Below are 20,107 nucleotides of genomic sequence, written 5' to 3'. Positions count from 1 at the left end.
GGTGCCGACCGCTTTGCCCCGGGCGCCGATCCCTCGACCCCCGGTGCCGACCGCTTTGCCCCGGGCGCCGATCCCCCGACCCCCGGCGCCGACCGCCTGGCCCCGGGCGCCGATCCCCCGACCCCGGGCGCCGGCCGCCTGGCCCCGGGCGCCGATCCCTCGACCCCCGGCGCCGGCCGCCTGGCCCCGGATGCCGATCCCTCGACCCCCGGCGCCGACCGCTTTGCCTTGGGCGCCGACCCCCGGACCCAGGGCACCGGCCGCTCGAGCCGCGGTCGGGACCCGGGTCGGATCCGAGCGGTTCGGGCACGTCAACGAGAAGTTGACAAAATCTATGGGAAGTCGGCCGCTGCCCTGCGGGCCGCCACCACCGCGCTGGAGCGGGCGCTCCGCTCGGATCCGGACTGGATGGCGCGTTATGCGGCCGCCGGGCTCGCCGTGGAGACCCTGGCTCAGGCCGCCGATGCCGATCCCGGCGGCCGGTATGACCTGGCCCGCGCCGCCTGCGCCGACCTCGCCGGACTGCCGCCGGCGTCGCTGCCGGCGCCGGTGGCAGCGACGCTGAGCCGGCTCCGGGCCGCGTTGCGAGCGATTCCCGGCCAGCAAAATTGAGCCAGCTCCGCTCAACAGGGTCTTGACGGGTGGGGTCGGCGAGCCACAGGATGTGAGTCCCTGTGACTCAAGCCTGGGGGATGTCGATGCCTCGCTCTCGTGCCGTCTGGCGGAACCGGAACGCCGTCCTGTTCGTGGCCATCTCGCTGAGCTGGGGCTTCGCCGCGAGCGTCATGATGCTGGTAGCCGGCATCTGGGTGTTGACGCTCTCCGGGTCCAGCAGCCTCGGCGCGCTGGTCAACTCCTGCCTCTACCTCCCGGTGGCGTTCGGCCCGGTCCTCGGTGGCCTGGTGGACCGGTTGCCCCGCCGGCCGACGATGATCTCGACCTGCCTGGCGACCGCCATCGCGATCGCCTCGTTGCTGGCCGTCGGCTCGGCTGCCGAGATCTGGCTGATCTTCGTGGTGATGCTCGGGTACGGGGTGAGCTTCGTGCTGCTCGGCGCCGGCGAGTCCGCGCTGCTTCCGGCGGCGCTGCCGGCTGAGCTGCTGGGCGAGGTCAACGGGACGCGGACGAGCGCGCAGGAGGGCATGAAGCTGGTCGCGCCGGCGGCTGGGGCCGGCCTGTTCGCCTGGGGCGGCGGCCGCCCGGTTGTGCTGCTCACGGTCGTGGCCCTCGCCGCGACCGCGGGTCTCTACGCCGCCCTGCGGCTGCGGCCCGGCGCGTCGCCGGCCCACGCTGCGGTGCCCGCGCGGGCGGCCGGTGAACCGGCGACCGCCCCCGCCCGGCCGACCACGCCCTCCGGGGCCGGCCCGGGAAGGCCGACCATGTCCTCCGGGGCCGCCCCGGCCCGGCAGACCACGTCCTCCGGGGCCGGCCCGGGAAGGCCGACCATGTCCTCCGGGGCCGCCCCGGCCCGGCAGACCACGTCCTGCGGGGCCGGCGAGGACCGCGCCCGGCCCGGTCGCCGGCAGTACGGCGGCCTGCGGTTCCTGCTCGGCACGCCGGAGCTGCGGCTGGTGGTCCTGGTGTCCGCGGCCTGCATCGCGATGTCCGGCCTCACCTCGGCCGCGCTGTACGCGGCCGTGACCACGGGTCTGCACCGGCCACCGGCCTTTCTCGGTGTGCTCACCTCGGCCCAGGGACTCGGGTCGATCGTCGGCGGCCTGCTGGCCGGCCGGTTGATCGCGGCGCGCGGCGAGATGGCCGCCGCGGGCGCCGGCGCGCTCGTCTACGCCGGGGGCGTGGCCGTCTGGTCGCTTCCGTGGTGGCCGGCGCTGGTGCTGGGGAGTCTGCTGGTCGGTGTGGGGCTGCCCTGGACGCTGGTGGCCGCGACCACTGCGGTGCAGTTGCGGACCCCCGGGCGGCTGCTCGGCCGGGTCTCGGCCAGCGCCGGAACCCTGCTCTTCGGCCCGGTCGCCCTGGCCAACCCGCTCGGCGCAGCGCTCGTCCTGGTGGATCGCCGGTTGCCGCTGCTCGCCGTGCCCGTCGGCGCGCTCCTCGCCGGAACCGTCGCCCTGCTCCGCTCCGGGCCACCGCGGCGTGCCGCCGGGCTCACTGGTACGCCAGCGACGTAATCCGACCCCGGTAACGTCGCTGGCGTACCAGTGAGCCTCGGGCCGGTCCGGCCTGGCCCGTCGGGCCGCCCCGCCGGGGCGGCTCGGCCCGCCGGTCCGGCCTGGCCCGTCGGGCCGCCCCGCCGGGGCGGCTCGGCCCGCCGGTCCGGCCTGGCCCGTCGGGCCGGCCCGCCGGTCCGGCCTGGCCCGTCGGGCCGGCCCGCCGGGGCGGCTCGGCCCGCCGGGGCGGCCCGCCCCGGCGGGCGGGGCGGGCCGTCAGGCGGTCGCGGCCGACCCTGCGCCTGCCTAGTCGCTCGGTTGGCCTGGGGTTTTGTCGGGATTGCGACCTGGCCGATCGGCGCGTGTCGGGCGCCGAACCTCCTACGCTGCCTGGTGTGTTCGACACACTTCGGCAGGACTTCCGGGCAAATCCGGATGACCAGCTGGCCCGGCTGGTCCTCGTCGTGTTCCGCTTCGGGCAGTGGACCGCGGCCCGGCCGACGGTCGCGCGCCGGATCTGCGGGCTGGGCTACCGGTTGCTCAACCTTCTCGTCCTGCGTCTCGGCGTGAACAGCGACCTGCCCCGCGAGCTGAGCTGCGGCCCGGGGCTGCGGCTGTTCCACCCGTACGGGCTGATGCTGCACCGGGGCGCGCGGCTGGGCACGGGGGTGCGGCTCTACCACCACGTGACCATCGGCTGCCGGGACCACTCCGGGGAGCCCGTCCTGGACGACGGGGTGGTGGTGGGGGCCGGCGCGATGATCCTCGGCCCGGTCCGGGTCGGCAGCAACGCCCGGATCGCCGCGGGGGCGCTGGTGCTCGACGACGTACCGGCCGACGGGCTCGCGCTGGGGCCCCGGGCCACGATCCGCGGCCCCGTCGCCGGCATGGTCAGATCGGCGCCGCCGGCGGGTCGGTGACCGCCGGCAGGGTGGTGACCGCCGGGTCGGTGAGCTCCGGCGGGTGGGTGACCTCCGGCGGGTCGGTGACCTCTGCCGGGTCGCGGCGCGGGGTCGGCCAGCCGGGCTGGCCGTAGCCGACCCGCAACACCATCTGCGGTACGCCGGACCGACCGAGCGCCCGCCGCAGCTGGTCCCGGGCGTCCGGCACCTCGATGGGCTGGGACAGCATCGAGGCGGCCAGCCCGGCGTCGGTCACGGTGAGCAGCACGTGCTGCAGCGCCTCGCCGGCGGCGATCTGGTCCCCGGGGGTGTCCCCGGTCGAGCCGAGGACAGCCACCAGCGGCTCCGGTTCGAAGTCCCGGCCCGGCGCCCGGGGGCGGCGCCCGAAGGCCCGCTGCGGCAGCAGGTCCTGCGGCTCGCCGGGCGGACCGCCGGCCGCCACCGGCACACCGTCCGCGGCCCGCTCGTGCCGGATCCAGGCCGCCAGCTCCGCCCGGTACGCCGGATCGCGCTCCAGCACCCGGTTGGCGTTCCGGGCGATCTCGGCGAACGCGTTGACCGGCCCGGCGCCGAGCACGAGCTCCAGCCAGGCGCCCTCGGCCCGGGCCGCCGCCGCCAGCCGCCACCGGACGTCGGCGGGGACCGGATCGGCGAAGAAGGGCGCCCGGTTGCTGTACCGGCGCGGAATGGCCGCGTACAGCTCCCGTTCCCGCGGGCTGGCCGGGCGGGGCCGGTCGGGGGTCAACCGGGCCACCAAGTCCTCGTCGTGCGGATCCGGCCGCCGGATGACCAGGGCCGGGGCGCCCGCGGCCGCGAGGGCGAGCCGGAGGTTGAACACGGCCGCCCCGCAGGCCAGCCGGGCGCCCCAGTCGGTGGGGTCGGTGGCCGGCAGCCGGCGCGCCGGGTCGACGCGTACCTCGATCGCCCCGTCCCGCAGGGTGAACCGCCAGGGTTGGCTGTTGTGCAGCGATGGCGCGCGGATCGCGGCCGGCACCGCGGCGCGCAGCTCCTCTGTGGTGTAGCCGTGGACCGCCATCACGCCTCCCCGCTAGGAAACCGTCCGGACCTCGATCACCTCGTCGGCCGCCCGCCGGGGCACCGCCGGCAGCTCGCTGGCGCTGCCCACGCCGAGCCGCACGGCCAGGTACGGCTCGCCGAGCCCGGCCAGCAGGTCGCGCATCAGCCGGCGCGGCCAGGCCAGCTCGATGGCGTCCGAGAGCGGCGCCGCGGAAAGCCCCTCCAGCACGGCGCTCAGCAGCAGCGCGGAGAGCCCTTCGCCGGCCGCGAGCCAGCCGGCCCGGTCGTCGGCCGTACCGAAGAGGATCACGAAGCTGGCCCCGCGGTCGAAGCCCGCGCCGACCTCCAGGCCGGGTTCGACCCCCGGCGCGTGGTCCCGGACCGGCACCCGGCGGGGCGCCTGCCGGACCGCCACGCTGGCCGGTACGCCGTCCCCGGCCGTGGCCGGCCGGTTGGTCCAGCGCGCAAGTTCGGCCCGGTAGGCGGGGTCGGCCAGCTCGGTGGCCGCCGCCTGGGCGGTGACCACGGCCAGCATCGGCATCTGGTCCCGGCGTACCTGATGCAGGTCGACGCCCTCGGCCGTGACGGCCGCGCGGAGCCGGTCGATCGCGGCGGCCGGCACGGGGGTGTCGGCGAAGCCCCGTCGGTCGGTACGGCGGCGCGGGATCGCGGCCGCGAGCGCCCGCTCCCGTTCGGTGGGCTCGTGCGGGCCGGCGATCCGGACCCGGGCGACCAGGTCCGGATCGGTCGGCTCCGGGAACCGGTCCACCGCCGCCCGGTGACCCGCGGCGGCCAACGCCACCCGGGCATGGTGCAGCGCCGTACCGCAGCTGATCGTGAGCAGGCGTCCGTCCGGATCGGTCACCGGCAGCGCCCGCGAGCGGTCCGCGCGCAGCTCCAGCAGGTCGCCGTCGACCCGCCACCGCCAGGGCTGGGTGTTGAACACCGAGGGCGCGTGCAGCGCCCGCCGGGCGGCGTCGGCGAGCGGTCCGCCCTCCGTCGGTGTCCACCCGGTGCCGGTCGTCGCTGACATCGTGCCTCCTCGGTCGCCGTGCCCGTCCACCACCACGATGCGGCGCGGAGGTCCGGCCCGGGCAGGGTCGAAGGGCCCGTCGGCGGGCCCGTCCGACCCGCCGGGGCCCGGGCGAACCGGGACCTTCGGCCCCTGTGCCCGCGGGGTGGTTGCGGGTACAAACGGGGAATGATCCGCGTCTTCCTGCTGGACGATCACGAGGTCGTCCGTCGTGGCCTGGCCGACCTGCTCACCAGCAGCGGTGACATCGAGGTGGTGGGCGAGTCGGGCTCGGCCGTGGCGGCCGCGGCCCGGATCCCCGCGCTGCGACCCGACGTGGCGATCCTGGACGCGCGGCTGCCGGACGGCAACGGGATCGACGTGTGCCGGGACGTCCGCGCGGTCGACCCGACCATCAAGGGCCTGATCCTCACCTCGTACGAGGACGACGAGGCGCTGTTCGCGGCGATCATGGCCGGCGCGGCCGGGTACGTGCTCAAGCAGATCCGCGGCACCGACCTGGTCGACGCGGTCCGCCGGGTGGCCGGCGGCCAGTCGCTGCTCGACCCGGCCGTCACCCAGCGGGTGCTGGAGCGCATCCGCAGCGGCGTGGAGCAGCCGCGCGAGCTCAAGGCCCTCACCGAGCAGGAGCGGCGGATCCTGGAGTACGTCGCCGAGGGGCTGACCAACCGGGAGATCGCCACCCGGATGTTCCTGGCCGAGAAGACCGTGAAGAACTACGTGTCGAGCGTGCTGGCCAAGCTCGGGCTGGAGCGGCGTACCCAGGCCGCCGTGCTGGCCACCCGGCTGCTCGGCCAGCGCCACTGACCGGCGCGTGACGCCCGCCGGCGGCGGTCCCGCACGCCGCCGGGTCGGCCGCGCCGGGGCGGTCGCCGCCGGGGCGGTCGCCGCCGGCGCGGCCGCGGTCAGCCGGCGGACCCGCCGCGTACGGCGGAGGTGTCGATCACCTGGTCGGCGGCCAGGCGCGGGGTGTGCGGCGGGCCCGCCTGGTCGGGGTCGGCGATGCCGAGCCGGAGCACGAGGTACGGGTAGCCCATCCCGGACAGCGCCCGGTGCAGGATCTCCCGGGTGACCTCCACCTCCACCACCCAGCTCAGCGGCACGACCGAGACGCCCAGGCCGGTGGCGGTGAGCCAGGCCGCCGACAGCGCCTCGCCGGCCGCGAACCAGCCGCCCGGCTCGTCGTCGTCGCCGTAGAGCAGCCCGTACGTGGCCCGCCGGTCATGCCCGGGGCCCATCGGCAGCGACCCGGGGCCGAAGTCCCGGCCGGGCACGGTGGTCTGGGCGGGCTGGTCGGGCAGCACCTCGGCGGGCAGCCCGGTGCCGGTCGGGGCGGCCCGGCCGGTCCAGTAGGCCAGCTCCTCGCGTACCTGCGGATCGTCCGCCTCGGTCTCGGCGGCCCGGCTGGCCGCCGCCGCGAGGTCGAAGATCTGGTCGGCGTCCAGGACCTGGAGGTGCGCGAACTCCTCGGCCGCGCGGCGGATGGCCTCGATCGCGGAGGCCGGGACGGGAGTGTCGCTGACCGGTCGCCGGTCGGTGTGCCGCACGCTCATCGACTGCACCAGCCGCATGGCCCCGTCGGCCGGGGCGTCGTGGCCGGTGGGCACGAGGCTGGCCAGCAGGTCCGGCCGGGCCGGATCCGGCAGCGGCTCGACCCGTACCTGCCAGCCCTCGGCACGCAACGCCAGCACGGCGTGGTGCAGGGCGGTGCCGCAGCTGGTCAGCAGCAGCCGCCCGCCGGGGTCGATCGCCGACAGCTGCCGCTCCCGCACGGCGTACAGCTCGAGCCGGTCCGGCAGCACCCGCCAGCGCCACGGCTGGGTGTTGTGCACGCTGGGCGCGTGGCCCGCCGCGGCGGCGGCCTGGGCAAGGGCGGTGGCGACGTTTCCGGCGACCACCGGCGGCACCTCGGTCATCGGCGCAGACCTCCTCGTCGTACCCGGGCCGCCCGCCGGACCGCCGCCTGCCGCGCCACCCGCCGGACCGGTCCGGACTCCCGGCCCCTGCCCTAACCTAGTCCGTGCCCTGCCCGCGGCGCAGGCGTCGACCGACCCGGGTCGGTGGGACCTTCTTCCCACGGCCCCCCGGCCGCCGCCGATCGCGTGTCGGCCACCGATCCCGGGGCCGCGCTTCCCGGCGGCCGGCGTCGCCGGCCCGGGTGATCAGGGGCTGCATCGCGACAATCGGGCCGGAAGCCCCGGTGGCGTCCATGATCACCCGGGTCTCCGCCGCGGCGGACAGGAGAAGACATGAGGGATCCTGCCATTCCGGCTCGGTGACCCGGTCGGCGTTGCGACGATCGGGACATGAGGGCGCTGGTGTACGGGGGCCCGGGCCGCCGGTCGTGGACCGAGGCCCCGGACCCGACGGTGGGCGATCCCACCGACGCGCTGTTGCGGATCGACACCGTCACGATCTGCGGCACCGACCTGCACATTCTCGGCGGGGACGTGCCGGAGGTGCGGCCCGGCCGGATCCTCGGGCACGAGGCCGTGGGCACCGTGCTGGAGGTCGGCTCGGCGGTGACCTCGGTACGCCCCGGCGACCGCGTGCTGGCCTCCTGCATCTCCGCCTGCGGCCGGTGCCGGTACTGCCGCGAGGCCCGCTATGGCCAGTGCCGGTCCGGCGGCGGCTGGGTGCTCGGGCACCTGCTCGACGGGGTGCAGGCCGAGCTGGCCCGGATCCCGTTCGCCGACCTGTCGCTGTACCCGCTCCCCGACGAGGTGACGAACGAGCAGGCGGTGGTGCTCGCCGACATCATGCCCACCTCGTACGAGGTGGGGGCGTTGAACGGCCACGTGGCGCCCGGGGACACGGTGGCGATCGTCGGCGCCGGCCCGATCGGGCTGGCCGCCATCCGGACGGTCCGGCTGTTCTCCCCGCTGCGGATCGTGGTGGTGGAGTCCGCGGCCCCGCGCCGGCGGGCGGCCGAGGAGTTTGGCGCGGACGTCGTGCTGGCGCCCGACAACGGGGTGCGGGACCGGATCGAGGCCCTCACCGACGGCCTGGGCGCGGACGTCGTGCTGGAGGCCGTGGGCCGGCCGGCCACCTTCGAGCTGTGCGCCGAGCTGGTCCGGCCGGGCGGCCGGCTGGCCAACATCGGCGTACACGGCGAACCGGCCACGCTGCACCTGGAACAGCTGTGGATCAAGGATGTGGCCTTCACCACCGGGCTGGTCGACACGTACTCGATCCCGACCCTGCTGTCGATGGTGGCGGCCGGCCGGCTGGACACCTCCGGGTTGATCACCCATCGGTTCGCCCTGGACGACATCATGACCGCCTACGACGTCTTCGCCGATCCGGCCGGGAGCGGCGCGCTCAAGGTCGCCCTGAACCGGGCGTGATGGCTGGCCCCGAGCCGGGCGGGCCGCCTGAACCCGGCCGGCCGCCTGAACCCGGCGGGCCGCCTGAACCCGGCGGCCCGGCTGGACCGGGTGGGCCGGCTGGACCGGGCGGGCCGGGCGAGCGGTCGGACCACGCCGTCCGGTGCGGCCCGCCGGCGGCGCCGGACCGGTGGCGGCGCTGGTCGGAGTGGACCCCGCTGGTGGTGCTGGTCGCCGTGGTGGCCGCCGGCGCCGGGCTGTGGCTGGCCGGTGCCCGGCGGCCCGCCGAGTTGGTCTGGGCGGTCGCCACGGCCGGCACGCTGGCCCCGACCACGTTCTTCGTGCTACGGGCCCTCTGGCGCCGCGAGTTCGGGGTGGACGTGATCGCGGCGCTGGCCCTGGCCGGCGCGCTGGTGGTCGGGGAATACCTCGCCGGCGCGGTGATCGCGCTGATGCTGGCCACCGGCCGGACCCTGGAGGCGTACGCGGAGCGGCGCGCCACCCGCGACCTGCACGCGCTGCTGACGCGGGCGCCCCGCACCGCCCGGCGACGGGCGGCGTCCGGGGAGGTCGCCGTGGTCGACCTGGCCGAGGTGCGCGCCGGGGACCGGCTGCTGGTGGCCCCCGGCGACGTGGTGCCGGTGGACGGGGACCTGGAGGAGCCGGCCACCCTGGACGAGTCGGTGGTGACCGGCGAGTCGGCGCCGGTGGAACGCCGGCCGGGCGAGCGGGTGGGCAGCGGCGTGCTCAACGCCGGCACGGCGTTCGGGCTGCGGGCCACCACCACCGCCGAGCGGAGCACGTACGCCGGGATCGTCCGGCTCGCCGAGGAGGCGACCCGGCGCACGGCGCCGATGGTCCGGCTGGCCGACCGGTACGCCGCCGCCTTCGTGCCGTTCACCCTGCTGGTGGCCGGGGTGGCGTGGGCGGTGTCCGGCCAGTTCCTGCGGGCCGTGGCCGTGCTGGTGGTGGCCACGCCGTGCCCGCTGCTGCTGGCCATGCCCATCGCCATCGTCTCGGGGCTGTCCCGGGCGGCCCGGCGGGGGGTGTTGGTCCGCGACGGCGGATCGCTGGAGGTCCTCGGTCGGGCCAGCACGCTGCTGGTGGACAAGACCGGGACGCTGACGGAGGGCCGGCCCCGCACCGCCGGCGCGGTCACCGCGCCGGACCGGGACCCGGACGAGGTGCTCCGGCTGGCCGCGTCGGTCGAGCAGCTGTCCACCCACGTCCTGGCCACCGCCGTGGTACGGGAGGCCCGGGACCGCGGGTTGACCCTGACCGTGCCGGCGGAGGTCATCGAGGAGCCGGGGCAGGGCGTACGCGGGCGGGTGGACGGCCGTACGGTCCGGGTCGGGCAGCTGGCCGGTACGCCGCCGGAGTGGGCCGCCGGGCACCGGCGGGCCGCCGAGGAGGAGGGCACCTCGATGGTCTGGGTCACCGTCGACGGCGGCGCGGTCGGCGCGTTGCTGCTCGCCGACCCGGTCCGCGCCGACGCGGCCGCCACCACCCGGCGGCTGCGCCGGGCCGGGTTTCGCCGGCTGGTGATGGTCACCGGGGACCGCCCGCGGGTGGCCGAGCGAGTGGCCCGGGAGGTGGGCGTCGACGACGTGGTGCCGCACTGCTCGCCGGCGGAGAAGGTGGACCGGGTCCGGACCGAGTCGGACCGGGCGGTCACCGTCATGGTGGGCGACGGGGTGAACGACGCACCCGCGCTGGCCGCCGCGCATGTGGGGGTGGCGATGGGCGCCACCGGCGCCACCGCCTCGGCGGACGTCGCGGACGCCGTGCTCACGGTCGACCGCCTGGACCGGCTCGCCGACGCCGTGGAGATCGCCCGGTACGCCCGGCGGATCGCGGTGCAGAGCGCGCTGGTCGGGATGGGGCTGGCCGTGCTGGCCATGCTCGTGGCCGCGGCCGGCCGGCTGCCGCCGGTGGCCGGCGCGTTCCTGCAGGAGGGGATCGACGTGGTGGTGATCCTCAACGCCCTGCGCGCGCTGCGTGCCGGGGTCGGCGCCGCGGCGGACTGATCCCCGGGCGACGGTTTCTGGCCGGTCCTGGCCTCAGGGTTTGCGGGCCACCCCGCCCCAGACGGCGACGTCCCGCGGGTGCGCCGGCTCGGCGCCCGGCTCGGGACGCCACTCGCTGACCGGCACGATGCCGGGCGGCACGATGTCGAGGCCGTCGAACAGCGCCGCGAACTCGGCCCGGTCCCGGGTCCACACGTCGGAGCGACCCTCGTCCCGCATCCGCCGGTGCGCCGCCTGGTGCTCGGGCGGCGAGAAGTCGACGGTGGCGTGGGTGGCCACCAGCCAGCTGCCCGGGGGCAGCGCGGCCAGCAGCCGCCGCACGATGGGCCGCGCGGCGCCGTCGCCGGGCACGAAGTGCAGCACCGCCACCAGCATCAGCGCCACCGGCCGGGACAGGTCCAGCGTCTCGCGCAGCGCCGGATCGGCCAGGATGGCGTCCGGGTCCCGCAGGTCGGCCTCGAGGTACGTGGTGCGGCCCTGCTCGCTGCTGGTGAGCAGCGCGCGGGCGTGCGTCATCACCAGGGGATCGTTGTCCACGTAGACGATCCGGCTCTCCGGCGCGATCCGCTGGGCCACCTCGTGCGTGTTGTCGGCCGTCGGCAGCCCGGTGCCGATGTCCAGGAACTGGCGGATGCCGGCCTCGCCAGCCAGGAACCGCACGGCGCGTTGCAGCATGGCGCGGTTGGCCCGGGCCCCGATTCGTACGCCGGGAAAGCGCGCGGCGAACTCGTCGGCCGACTCCCGGTCGGCCGCGAAGTTGTCCTTGCCCCCGAGCCAGTAGTTGTAGCGCCGCGCCGGATGCGGCACCGACGTGTCGAGGACAGCCCGCACAGGATCGTGGTCAGCCATCCCGCCATGCTAGCGGCCACCCCGGCCCGATCTTTTGGATCTTGGACCGAAACCGTTAGCAGCTAACGGTTTCGGTCCAAGATTCACCTGGCGGCGCCGCCGGGCTCGCGGACGACGGCCACCGGGCAGTGCGCGTGTTGCAGGAGCTGCTGGCTGACCGAGCCGAGCAGCAGCCCGGTGAAGCCGCCGTGTCCGCGGCTGCCGACCACGGCCAGCGTGGCCGAGCGGCTGCGCTCGATGAGCGCCTCGGCCGGCGCCCCGGCCACCACCTCGGCGCCGAATTCGAGCCGGCCGGCCGCGGAGCCGGCGACCAGCTCGGCCAGCGCCGCCTGCGCGGTGGCCAGCACCGCGCCCGGATCCGGGTCCGCTGGCCGTCCCTCCGCGACCCGTAGGGCGCGTACGACGTGCAGCGGCAGGCCCCGGACGGCGGCCCGGCGGGCGGCGAAGTCCAGGGCGCGCAGCGAGTGTTCCGAGCCGTCCACCCCGACCAGGACGGGACCGGCCGACGGAGGCCCCGCCGCCCCGGCCGGCGCCTCTGCGCCGGCCGGCGCCGCCGCGGCCGCCGCGCCGGCCGTGCCCGCCGCGCCGGCCGTGCCCGCCGCGCCGGCCGGGCCCGCCGCGCCGGCCGTGCCCGCCGCGCCGGCCGTGCCTGCCGCGCTCGCCGGGCTCGCCGGTGCGACAGATCCCGGCGGCTCGGCCGCGGTCGCGCCGGGCGGCGTTTGCCGGACGAGGACCACCGGGCAGTGGGCGTGCGCGGCCAGGGTGACGGCGGTGGAGCCGGTGAGCAGCCCGGCGAAGCCGCCGTGGCCCCGGTTGCCGAGCACCAGCATGGCGGCGCCGGCCGAGCTGTCCAGCAGGCGCATTACCGGCGGTCCGTCCAGCACCTCGGCCGTCACCGCGACGCCGGGGTGGTCCCGTCGTACCTCGTCGATGGTGTCGGCCAGCAGGCCGGTCACCCGGCGGCGCGCCTCGGCGTCGGCGCCCACGTCGGGCGCCGCGCCGAGCCCGATGCCGGGGCCGAGCCAGCTGCGGACGGCGAGCCACTCGAACCCGTACTCGAGCCGCACCGGGGCGCCGGTCCGCTCGGCCTCGTCCAGCGCCCAGCGCAGCGCCGCCCGGGCGTCGGGGGAGCCCTCGTACCCGACCAGGATCGTGCCGCTCGCCATCCGTCCCCCTCGACTCAGGCTGGGGTGGCCCCGACCGCGCCGCCCCAGCGCCACTCGGCCACCAGCGGCGCGTCCTCGCCGTACCGCCGGGTGTGGTCCCGGCAGGCCTGCCGGGCGTCGACCATCTCCTGGCGCAGGTGCGCGGCCCGGGTGGCCAGCCCCGGCACCCGGTCGATCACGTCGATGACCAGGTGGAACCGGTCCAGGTCATTGAGCATGACCATGTCGAACGGCGTGGTGGTGGTGCCCTCCTCCTTGTATCCGCGCACGTGCAGGTTGTGGTGGTTGGTCCGCCGGTAGGTGAGCCGGTGGATCAGCCACGGATAACCGTGGTACGCGAAGATGATGGGCTTGTCGGTGGTGAAGATGGTGTCGAACTCCCGGTCCGGAAGCCCGTGCGGGTGTTCGCTCTCCGGCTGCAGCCGCATCAGGTCCACGACGTTGACCACCCGCACCTTGAGCTCCGGCAGGTGCTGCCGAAGCAGGCCGGCGGCGGCCAAAATCTCCAGCGTCGGCACGTCGCCGGCGCAGGCCAGCACGACGTCCGGCTCGGCGTCGGTGTCGGTGCTGGCCCAGTCCCAGATGCCCAGCCCGCGCCGGCAGTGCATGATGGCGTCGTCCATGGACAGCCAGTTCGGCGCCGGCTGCTTGCCGGCCACCACGACGTTGATGTAGTGCCGGCTGCGCAGGCAGTGGTCCATCGTGGACAGCAGGGTGTTCGCGTCCGGCGGCAGATAGACTCGGACCACCTCGGCCTTCTTGTTGACCACGTGGTCGATGAAGCCCGGGTCCTGGTGCGAGAAGCCGTTGTGGTCCTGCCGCCAGACGTGGCTGGACAGCAGGTAGTTCAGCGAGGCGATCGGCCGGCGCCACGGGATGTTGCGGGTGGTCTTGAGCCACTTGGCGTGCTGGTTGAGCATCGAGTCGATGATGTGGATGAACGCCTCGTAGCTGGTGAACACCCCGTGCCGCCCGGTGAGCAGGTAGCCCTCCAGCCAGCCCTGGCAGAGGTGTTCGGACAGCACCTCCATGACCCGGCCGTCCGGGGACAGCTTGTCGTCGCCCGGCTCGGTGGCGCCGAGGAAGGCCCGGCCGGTGACCTCGAACGCGGCGTCCAGCCGGTTGGAGGCCACCTCGTCCGGCCCGAACAGCCGGAACCGGTCCGGGTTCGCGGCGATGACGTCGCGCAACCACGTGCCGGTCGGCCCGACCAGGCCGGTGACCGGCTCGCCGGGCTTCTCGACCGGCACGGCGTAGTCGCGGAAGTCCGGCAGCACCAGGTCGCGCAGCAGCACCCCGCCGTTGGCGACCGGGTTGGCGCTCATCCGCTGGTGCCCCTTCGGGGGCAGGTCGGTCAGCGTGGCCACCGGCCGGCCGGTGGCGTCGAACAGCTCCTCCGGGTGGTAGCTGCGCAGCCAGCGCTCCAGCTCGGCCAGGTGCTCCGGGTTGTCGCGTACGCCGGCCAGCGGCACCTGGTGGGCCCGGAAGGTGCCCTCCACCAGGTGTCCGTCCACCTCGTGCGGACCGGTCCAGCCCTTCGGGGTACGCAGCACGAGCATCGGCCAGCGCGGGCGGGTCACCGGCCCGCCGCCGCGGGCGTGCCGCTGGATCTCGCCGATCTGATCGAGCGCGTCGTCCAGCGCGGTCGCGAGCGCCTGGTGCACCTCGACCGGATCGTCGCCGGCCACCACGACCGGCGAGTAGCCGTAACCGTGCAGCAGCGACCGCAGGTCGTCCTCGGGAATCCGGGCCAGCACGGTCGGATTGGCGATCTTGTAGCCGTTGAGGTGCAGGATCGGCAGCACCGCGCCGTCCCGGGCCGGGTTGAGGAAGACGTTGGACAGCCAGCTCGCGGACAGCGGGCCGGTCTCCGCCTCGCCGTCGCCGATCACGCAGGCCACCAGCAGGTCCGGGTTGTCGAACGCGGCGCCGTACGCGTGCATGAGCGAATAGCCCAGCTCGCCGCCCTCGTGGATGGAGCCGGGCACCTCGGGCGCGACGTGGCTGGGAATGCCACCGGGGAAGGAGAACTGCCGGAACAGCCGGGCCATCCCGGCCTCGTCCTGGCTGACCGAGGGGTACCGCTCGCTGTACGTGCCCTCCAGCCAGGTGTTGGCCACGATGGCCGGTCCGCCGTGGCCGGGGCCGGTGACGAAGATGGCGTTCAGGTCCCGGCCCACGATGACCCGGTTGAGGTGCGCGTACAGCAGGTTGAGGCCCGGGCTGGTGCCCCAGTGCCCGAGCAGCCGGGGTTTGATGTTCTCCGGCCGCAGCGGCTCCCGCAGCAGCGGGTTGTCCAGCAGGTAGATCTGGCCGACGGTGAGGTAGTTGGCCGCCCGCCAGTACGCGTCCAGGCGGCGCAGTTCGTCGTCGGTCAGCGGCGTGCGGGTGCGTGCGGCGGTGTCGCTCTCCATCAGGTCGGACCTCTCCGAAGCGGGGGGTGTGACGCAGCGGGGACCAGCCTGCCGGCGACCGGGCCGGGCGGGCCAGGGTCGAAGGTCCCCGCCTGGCGGGCGCTCGGCCCGCCGCGGTGGTCCTACCCCTGAATGTAGAGTTCGTGCCCCGGCCGGGCGATCAACACCGGGGCCGTGCAGTGGTAGAGCAGCGCCTGGCTCACCGCGCCGAGCATGCCCCGCCACGGCTGCTCGCCGCGGGCGCTGGCCACCACCAGCGCGGCGCCCTCGGTCTCGGCCACGATCACGTCCTTCGGGTCGCCGGTGCGGATCCGCAGCTCGACCGGCACGTCGGGGCGGCGCTCCCGGAGCGGCCGGACGGCCTCCTCGACCTGCAGCGTGGTCCGGGCCTCGGTGCCGGCCGGATCCTCAACCGGGTCCCAGGCGCGCACCACCCGCAGCGCCGTGCCGCGCCGGTGCGCGGACTCGAAGGCCAGGTCGAGGGCCTGCATCGAGCTGGCCGACCCGTCCACGCCGACCACCACCGGTCCGGCCGGGGGGACGGTTTCCCGGGCCACCAGCACCGCGCAGCCGGCCCGGGCGGCGACCTGTAGCGGGGTGGCGTCCACGGGCACGCACTCGCACCGGCCGAGGCCGCCGTCGCCGATCACCAGCATGGCCGCGGCGCCGGATTCGCGCAGCAGGATCGTGACGGGTGGGCCCTCCAGCAGCGCCGCCGACACCGGGACGTCGGGGGCGGCCTCCGCGCCGCACTCCACGGCCTTCTCGGCGATCACCTCGGCCGGGTCGCGCAGCTCCTCCGGCGGCTCGTACGGGTCGGGGCCCCAGTTGAAGGCGTGCACGACCCGCAGCGGCCGCTCGTGCAGCTCGGCCTCCCGCGCAGCCAGCCGGACCGCCGCCATGCCGAGCGCGGAGCCGTCCACGCCCACCACCACCGGCGGCACGTCGCGGTCGGCCGGGCTGCCGGGCGCCGGCATGGCCGCCGGGGTGGCGATCCACGCGTCGGGCGGGCCGGCATCGGTCACCACGTCGCGTACCACTCACCCACCGTAGCCAAGCGGGGCACCGCGGCGGGCCCGGTCAGCGGAACTGGAGCCGGTTGACCGCGTCGAAGGCCCGGCCGCCGAGCAGCCGCCGGGTGTGCACCATGGCCTTGGCGGCGGCCGTGACGACGTACCGGGTGCGGGGCCGGGGGGTGGTCACGGCCCGCTCGATCACCGCGGCCACCGACTCCGGCGGCGCCGCGAGGAGCCGGTTGGCGTACGACTTGCGCATGGCCGCGTCGACCGTGGCCACCATGTCCCGGTACGGGCCGTCGGGCCGGGTGCCCAGCGACTCCCCGGCGATCGCCTCGAACCCGGTGCGGATGAGCCCCGGCTCGACGATCGTCACGTCGATGCCGAACGGCCGGACCTCCTGGCGCAGCGCGTCGGAGACGGCTTCGACGGCGTACTTGCTGGCGTGGTAGTAGCCGCCGCCGGGAAAGACCAGCCGGCCGCCCATGGAGCTGATGTTCACGATCCGGCCGTGCCCGGCGCGCCGCATCCCGGGCAGCACCAGCTGGGTGAGTCGGGCCGGGCCGAAGACATTGGTCTCGAACTGTGCCCGCACCCGGTCGAGGTCGGCCTCCTCGATCGGGCCGTACTCGCCGTACCCGGCGTTGTTGACCAGGACGTCCACCTGGCCGTGCCGGGACTCGATCTCGGCCACGGCGGCCGCCATCGACGCCTCGTCGGTGACGTCCAGCGGCAGGGTCCGGGCGCCGGCGTCGGCCAGGTCGGCGATGGCGGTGAGCTTGCGCGCGGTGGCGTAGACGGTGAGGTCGCGGCGCCGGGCCAGCCGGGCGGCCGCGGCGCGGCCGATGCCGGACGAGGTGCCGGTGATCAGGACGGTGGTCATGGTGTCACTCCGTTTCGCGGGGCAGACCGGCGGCGATCAGCGCGAGCCCCTCGCGCAGCAGCCGGCGGGGGGTGTCGGGGTCGGTGAGGTCGGCCTCCAGGCCGCGGGTCAGCGCCACGGCCAGCTCGGCCACCGACCGGGCCCGGTCGCCGGCGTCGCGGGCGAGGGCCGCGGTCAGCACGTCGACCAGGTCGGCCGTGTACGTCCGGACCAGGTCACCGGTCAGCCGGGTGCTCGCGTCCAGCAGCTCGGCCGCGTGCGGGCTGTCCCGCCATAGTCGCAGGGTGAGCTCCAGCTTCGTGGCGAGAATCGCGTGCAACCGCTCCGGCAGCGGCAGGTCGCCGGCCGCGGCCGTCCGGGCGGCCGCCAGCGCGTCGTCGAACAGCCGCCCGGCGAGCCGCCGGTAGGCGTCGTCCTTGTTGCGGACGTACTGGTAGACCGCCGGGCGGGACATGCCCGCGGCGGTGGCGATGTCGTCCATCGTCGTACGCCGTACGCCGTGCCGGGTGAAGCACTCGTACGCCGCGGCGAGGATCCGGTCCAGGCGTTCGTCCGACATGCTGACAATCCTTGCATAGAATGTCAGCGCGTCAAGGTGGCCTCCGTCACGGCCGTGGTGAGGTTAGGAAGGGCCCCTTCCTATACAAAAAGCGATAACAAGGGGCCCTTCCTTTCAGGCGCGGTGCGCGGGGGGGCGGGCGGTGACGCGGAGGAGCGCGGTGGTGGCGTTGTCGGTCCCGCCCACCGTGAGGGTGTCCGCCACGAGCTGCTGGGCGACGTCGTCCAGCTCCGCGTCGCGGCCCAGCTGCCGCCGCAGGCCGTGGTAGTCCAGCTGGTCGCTGACGCCGTCGGTGCACAGGCAGTAGACGTCCCCGGGCAGCAGCGAGACGTTCAGCAGGTCCGGCTCCGGCTGTTCCGGGTGGCCCGCGTACCGGGTCAGCTGGTAGCGGGCCGCGGCCGCCTCCCGGGAGTCCGCCGGGTACCAGCCGTGCACCACGCCCAGCCATGCGGTGGTGTGGTCGATGGTGAGCAGCTCGAGCAGGCCACTGCGCAACCGGTAGACCCGCGAGTCGCCGAGCTGGATGATCCACGCGTCCCGCCCGGTCGGCCCGGCCAGCAGGGCGGTCAGCGTGCAGCCGGTCAGCGTGCCCAGCTCCGCTCCGGCGCGTACCACCTGGTCCTGGACCTCGGCCACGGCGGCGCGCAACACGTCCGGTCCGGGCGCCGGGGCGGCGGCGTGGATCTGCCGCACCAGCGCTGCCATCGCGGTGGCCCCGGCCACCGTGCTGCCCGGTCCGTCGCCCATGCCGTCCGCGACGGCCAGGAACGGCCGGTCGTCGTCCACGTGCAGCACGTCGAAGTTGGCCGGGTAGCGGTTGCCCACGCAGGTGTCGCCGGCCACCTCCAGCCGGCGGCGCCCCCGGTCGAAGCGCCGCACGGTGCCGGTCGTGCCGGTAGCCGGTTGCATTGGGCCAGTATGGCGGCTTGTGTCCCGGCCAGGCCGCACAAACCACCGCGGTCCCGCCGGGTCCGCTGGTCCGGCGGGTGGCGGCGCGGCGGTCCGGCCGGAAATGATGGGGGCATGGCTGATCCGGCGATCCTCACCGTCGACGACGACCCCGCCGTGTCCCGGTCGGTGGCCCGGGACGTGCGACACCGGTACGGCGAGCACTACCGGGTGGTCCGGGCCACCTCCGGGGACGAGGCGCTCGGCGCGCTCCGGGAGATCAAGCTGCGCGGCGACGACGTGGCGCTGCTGCTGGCCGACTACCGGATGCCGGGCATGGACGGCCTGCAGTTCCTGGAGGCCGCCATGGACCTGTTCCCGCTGGCCCGCCGGGTGCTGCTGACCGCGTACGCGGACACCGACGCGGCGATCGAGGCCATCAACGTGGTCGACCTCGACCACTACCTGCTCAAGCCCTGGCATCCGCCGGAGGAGAAGCTCTACCCGGTGCTGGACGGGCTGCTGGAGGCGTGGCAGGCCGTGCCCCGGTCGCCGGCCGGTGAGGTGCGGGTGGTGGGGCACCGCTGGTCCGCGCCGTCCTACAAGGTGCGCGACTTTCTCGCCCGCAACCTCGTGCCGTACCGCTGGCTGCTGAGCGACGACCCGGAGGGCGAGCGGCTGATGGCGGCGGCCGGGGTCGGCCCGGACGACGTGCCGCTGGTAGTGACCGCGGAGGGCAAGTCGCTGGTGGCGCCCGGCCCGGCCGAACTCGCCGCGGAGGTGGGGTTGGCCACCGCGCCGGCCGAGGAGTTCTACGACCTGGTGGTCGTGGGCGCCGGCCCGGCCGGCCTGGGCGCCGCCGTGTACGGCGCCTCCGAGGGGTTGCGCACCGTGCTGGTCGAGGGCCGGGCCACCGGCGGCCAGGCCGGGCAGAGCAGCCGGATCGAGAACTATCTCGGCTTTCCGGACGGGGTCTCCGGGGCGCAGCTGACCGACCGGGCCCGCCGGCAGGCGCTCAAGTTCGGGGCCGAGATGCTCAGCACCCGCAAGGTGGTGGGGCTGCGGATGGCCGGCGCCACGCGGCTGGTCGAGTTCGACGACGGCAGCTCGGTGGCCGCGCACGCCGTGGTGCTGGCCACCGGGGTCGCCTACCGGATGCTCGACGCGCCCGGGCTGGCCGAGCTGACCGGCCGCGGCGTGTTCTACGGGTCGGCCTCCACCGAGGCGCCGGGCTGCGTCGACCAGGACGTCTACATCGTCGGCGGGGCCAACTCCGCGGGCCAGGCCGCCATCTACTTCTCCCGGTACGCCAAGCGGGTGCACCTGCTCATCCGCGGCGACGACCTGGCCCGGTCGATGTCCCGCTACCTGATCGACCAGCTGGACCGGAACGACCGGGTGCAGGTGCACCCGCACACGTCCGTGGTGGGCGGCGCCGGCGGGGAGCACCTGGAACGGCTCACCCTGTGCGACGCGCGGGACGGGCGGCGTCGCGAGGTCGACGCCTCCTGGCTGTTCGTGTTCATCGGGGCCGAGCCGCGCACCGACTGGCTCGACGGGGTGCTGGCCCGGGACCGGCGCGGCTTCGTGCTCACCGGCCCGGATCTGCTGGTCGAGGGGCGCCGCCCGGCCGGCTGGGCGCTGCCCCGCGACCCCTACCACCTGGAGTCCAGCGTGCCGGGCGTGTTCGTGGCCGGCGACGTGCGGGCCGACTCCGTCAAGCGGGTCGCCTCGGCCGTCGGCGAGGGCGCGATGGCCGTCTCGCTGATCCACCGCTATTTGGAGGCCCAATAGTGAGCGCGAGGAGCTGGCCGGTTTTGCCAGCCCCGCAGTCGCGAACGAAAGGATTGCCGTGAGCGCGAGGAGCTGGCCGGTTTTGCCAGCCCCGCAGTCGCGAACGAAAGGATTGCCGTGAGCGC

16 protein-coding genes and 1 pseudogene are annotated in these 20,107 nt (G+C 75.6%); 7 read left to right on the top strand and 10 right to left on the bottom strand.

Going from position 1 to position 20,107, the window contains the following annotated elements; all coding sequences use genetic code 11:
- Positions 1 to 408 precede the first annotated feature (408 nt).
- The 3 genes from ACFFHU_RS25265 to ACFFHU_RS25255 all read left to right on the top strand — a co-directional run bounded on the left by ACFFHU_RS25265 (position 409) and on the right by ACFFHU_RS25255 (position 3,028).
- Entirely contained in the window at positions 409 to 612 is a 204-nt protein-coding gene (locus ACFFHU_RS25265) for a hypothetical protein (RefSeq protein WP_377342738.1), read from the top strand.
- 86 nt (positions 613 to 698) lie between these two features.
- Positions 699 to 2,129, top strand: coding sequence for an MFS transporter (locus tag ACFFHU_RS25260; protein WP_377342736.1), 1,431 nt, complete (start codon positions 699 to 701; stop codon positions 2,127 to 2,129).
- Between the two features lie 374 nt (positions 2,130 to 2,503).
- Complete coding sequence (locus tag ACFFHU_RS25255; protein WP_377342735.1) at positions 2,504 to 3,028, top strand: LbetaH domain-containing protein; 525 nt, start codon at positions 2,504 to 2,506, stop codon at positions 3,026 to 3,028.
- Between the two features lie 61 nt (positions 3,029 to 3,089).
- Here the strand turns inward: ACFFHU_RS25255 and ACFFHU_RS25250 are convergent.
- Both ACFFHU_RS25250 and ACFFHU_RS25245 read right to left on the bottom strand, forming a co-directional pair.
- Positions 3,090 to 4,046, bottom strand: a pseudogene (locus tag ACFFHU_RS25250) (Acg family FMN-binding oxidoreductase); the annotation flags it as partial.
- A 12-nt stretch (positions 4,047 to 4,058) separates the two neighbouring features.
- Positions 4,059 to 5,060 (bottom strand): Acg family FMN-binding oxidoreductase, encoded by a 1,002-nt coding sequence (locus tag ACFFHU_RS25245; protein WP_377342734.1) that lies wholly within the window; start codon positions 5,058 to 5,060, stop codon positions 4,059 to 4,061.
- A gap of 168 nt (positions 5,061 to 5,228) precedes the next feature.
- Here ACFFHU_RS25245 and ACFFHU_RS25240 point away from each other — a divergent pair, with 168 nt between their 5' ends.
- On the top strand, positions 5,229 to 5,867 hold the full coding sequence (locus ACFFHU_RS25240) for a response regulator (protein WP_377342733.1): 639 nt from the start codon (positions 5,229 to 5,231) through the stop codon (positions 5,865 to 5,867).
- A 98-nt stretch (positions 5,868 to 5,965) separates the two neighbouring features.
- Here ACFFHU_RS25240 and ACFFHU_RS25235 read toward each other — a convergent pair whose 3' ends face one another.
- A complete protein-coding gene (locus tag ACFFHU_RS25235; protein WP_377342732.1) occupies positions 5,966 to 6,976 on the bottom strand; it encodes an Acg family FMN-binding oxidoreductase in 1,011 nt (336 codons plus the stop codon).
- A 390-nt stretch (positions 6,977 to 7,366) separates the two neighbouring features.
- Between ACFFHU_RS25235 and ACFFHU_RS25230 the strand changes: the two genes are divergently transcribed.
- The gene (locus ACFFHU_RS25230) at positions 7,367 to 8,407 is read left to right on the top strand and encodes an alcohol dehydrogenase catalytic domain-containing protein (RefSeq protein ID WP_377342731.1); all 1,041 of its coding nucleotides are present in this window, start codon (positions 7,367 to 7,369) and stop codon (positions 8,405 to 8,407) included.
- A gap of 197 nt (positions 8,408 to 8,604) precedes the next feature.
- A complete protein-coding gene (locus ACFFHU_RS25225) occupies positions 8,605 to 10,413 on the top strand; it encodes a heavy metal translocating P-type ATPase (RefSeq protein WP_377342740.1) in 1,809 nt (602 codons plus the stop codon).
- A gap of 33 nt (positions 10,414 to 10,446) precedes the next feature.
- Here ACFFHU_RS25225 and ACFFHU_RS25220 read toward each other — a convergent pair whose 3' ends face one another.
- The 7 genes from ACFFHU_RS25220 to ACFFHU_RS25190 form a co-directional block, all read right to left on the bottom strand.
- Positions 10,447 to 11,262 carry an SAM-dependent methyltransferase gene (locus tag ACFFHU_RS25220; protein WP_377342730.1) on the bottom strand — a complete coding sequence of 272 codons (816 nt, stop codon included), beginning with the start codon at positions 11,260 to 11,262 and terminating at the stop codon, positions 10,447 to 10,449.
- Positions 11,263 to 11,345: 83 nt separating this feature from the next.
- Positions 11,346 to 12,428, bottom strand: coding sequence for a universal stress protein (locus ACFFHU_RS25215; RefSeq protein ID WP_377342729.1), 1,083 nt, complete (start codon positions 12,426 to 12,428; stop codon positions 11,346 to 11,348).
- Between the two features lie 14 nt (positions 12,429 to 12,442).
- On the bottom strand, positions 12,443 to 14,842 hold the full coding sequence (locus ACFFHU_RS25210) for a phosphoketolase family protein (RefSeq protein ID WP_377342728.1): 2,400 nt from the start codon (positions 14,840 to 14,842) through the stop codon (positions 12,443 to 12,445).
- 122 nt (positions 14,843 to 14,964) lie between these two features.
- Positions 14,965 to 15,882: a universal stress protein gene (locus tag ACFFHU_RS25205; RefSeq protein ID WP_377342727.1), complete on the bottom strand. Its 918-nt coding sequence runs from the start codon at positions 15,880 to 15,882 to the stop codon at positions 14,965 to 14,967.
- Positions 15,883 to 15,922: 40 nt separating this feature from the next.
- Positions 15,923 to 16,741: an oxidoreductase gene (locus ACFFHU_RS25200; protein WP_377342726.1), complete on the bottom strand. Its 819-nt coding sequence runs from the start codon at positions 16,739 to 16,741 to the stop codon at positions 15,923 to 15,925.
- Positions 16,742 to 16,745: 4 nt separating this feature from the next.
- Positions 16,746 to 17,300, bottom strand: coding sequence for a TetR/AcrR family transcriptional regulator (locus tag ACFFHU_RS25195; protein ID WP_377342725.1), 555 nt, complete (start codon positions 17,298 to 17,300; stop codon positions 16,746 to 16,748).
- A 114-nt stretch (positions 17,301 to 17,414) separates the two neighbouring features.
- Entirely contained in the window at positions 17,415 to 18,209 is a 795-nt protein-coding gene (locus ACFFHU_RS25190) for a PP2C family protein-serine/threonine phosphatase (protein WP_377342723.1), read from the bottom strand.
- 114 nt (positions 18,210 to 18,323) lie between these two features.
- On the opposite strand from ACFFHU_RS25190, the gene ACFFHU_RS25185 reads away from it, so the two are divergent.
- Positions 18,324 to 19,982 (top strand): NAD(P)/FAD-dependent oxidoreductase, encoded by a 1,659-nt coding sequence (locus tag ACFFHU_RS25185; RefSeq protein WP_377342722.1) that lies wholly within the window; start codon positions 18,324 to 18,326, stop codon positions 19,980 to 19,982.
- Positions 19,983 to 20,107 lie beyond the last annotated feature (125 nt).

This window comes from Plantactinospora siamensis (genome assembly GCF_042434095.1).
Classification (GTDB): Bacteria; Actinomycetota; Actinomycetes; order Mycobacteriales; family Micromonosporaceae; genus KBS50.
This window is presented reverse-complemented; position numbering and strand designations above follow the sequence as displayed.

Excerpts from the sequence above, each read along its gene's own strand:
- ACFFHU_RS25215 (WP_377342729.1), bottom strand. The coding sequence starts at position 12,428 with ATGGCGAGCGGCACGATCCTGGTCGGGTACGAGGGCTCCCCCGACGCC.
- ACFFHU_RS25220 (WP_377342730.1), bottom strand. The coding sequence starts at position 11,262 with ATGGCTGACCACGATCCTGTGCGGGCTGTCCTCGACACGTCGGTGCCG.
- ACFFHU_RS25200 (WP_377342726.1), bottom strand. The coding sequence starts at position 16,741 with ATGACCACCGTCCTGATCACCGGCACCTCGTCCGGCATCGGCCGCGCC.
- ACFFHU_RS25265 (WP_377342738.1), top strand. The coding sequence starts at position 409 with ATGGCGCGTTATGCGGCCGCCGGGCTCGCCGTGGAGACCCTGGCTCAG.
- ACFFHU_RS25230 (WP_377342731.1), top strand. The coding sequence starts at position 7,367 with ATGAGGGCGCTGGTGTACGGGGGCCCGGGCCGCCGGTCGTGGACCGAG.
- ACFFHU_RS25235 (WP_377342732.1), bottom strand. The coding sequence starts at position 6,976 with ATGACCGAGGTGCCGCCGGTGGTCGCCGGAAACGTCGCCACCGCCCTT.
- ACFFHU_RS25245 (WP_377342734.1), bottom strand. The coding sequence starts at position 5,060 with ATGTCAGCGACGACCGGCACCGGGTGGACACCGACGGAGGGCGGACCG.
- ACFFHU_RS25195 (WP_377342725.1), bottom strand. The coding sequence starts at position 17,300 with ATGTCGGACGAACGCCTGGACCGGATCCTCGCCGCGGCGTACGAGTGC.
- ACFFHU_RS25190 (WP_377342723.1), bottom strand. The coding sequence starts at position 18,209 with ATGCAACCGGCTACCGGCACGACCGGCACCGTGCGGCGCTTCGACCGG.
- ACFFHU_RS25210 (WP_377342728.1), bottom strand. The coding sequence starts at position 14,842 with ATGGAGAGCGACACCGCCGCACGCACCCGCACGCCGCTGACCGACGAC.
- ACFFHU_RS25240 (WP_377342733.1), top strand. The coding sequence starts at position 5,229 with ATGATCCGCGTCTTCCTGCTGGACGATCACGAGGTCGTCCGTCGTGGC.
- ACFFHU_RS25185 (WP_377342722.1), top strand. The coding sequence starts at position 18,324 with ATGGCTGATCCGGCGATCCTCACCGTCGACGACGACCCCGCCGTGTCC.
- ACFFHU_RS25260 (WP_377342736.1), top strand. The coding sequence starts at position 699 with ATGCCTCGCTCTCGTGCCGTCTGGCGGAACCGGAACGCCGTCCTGTTC.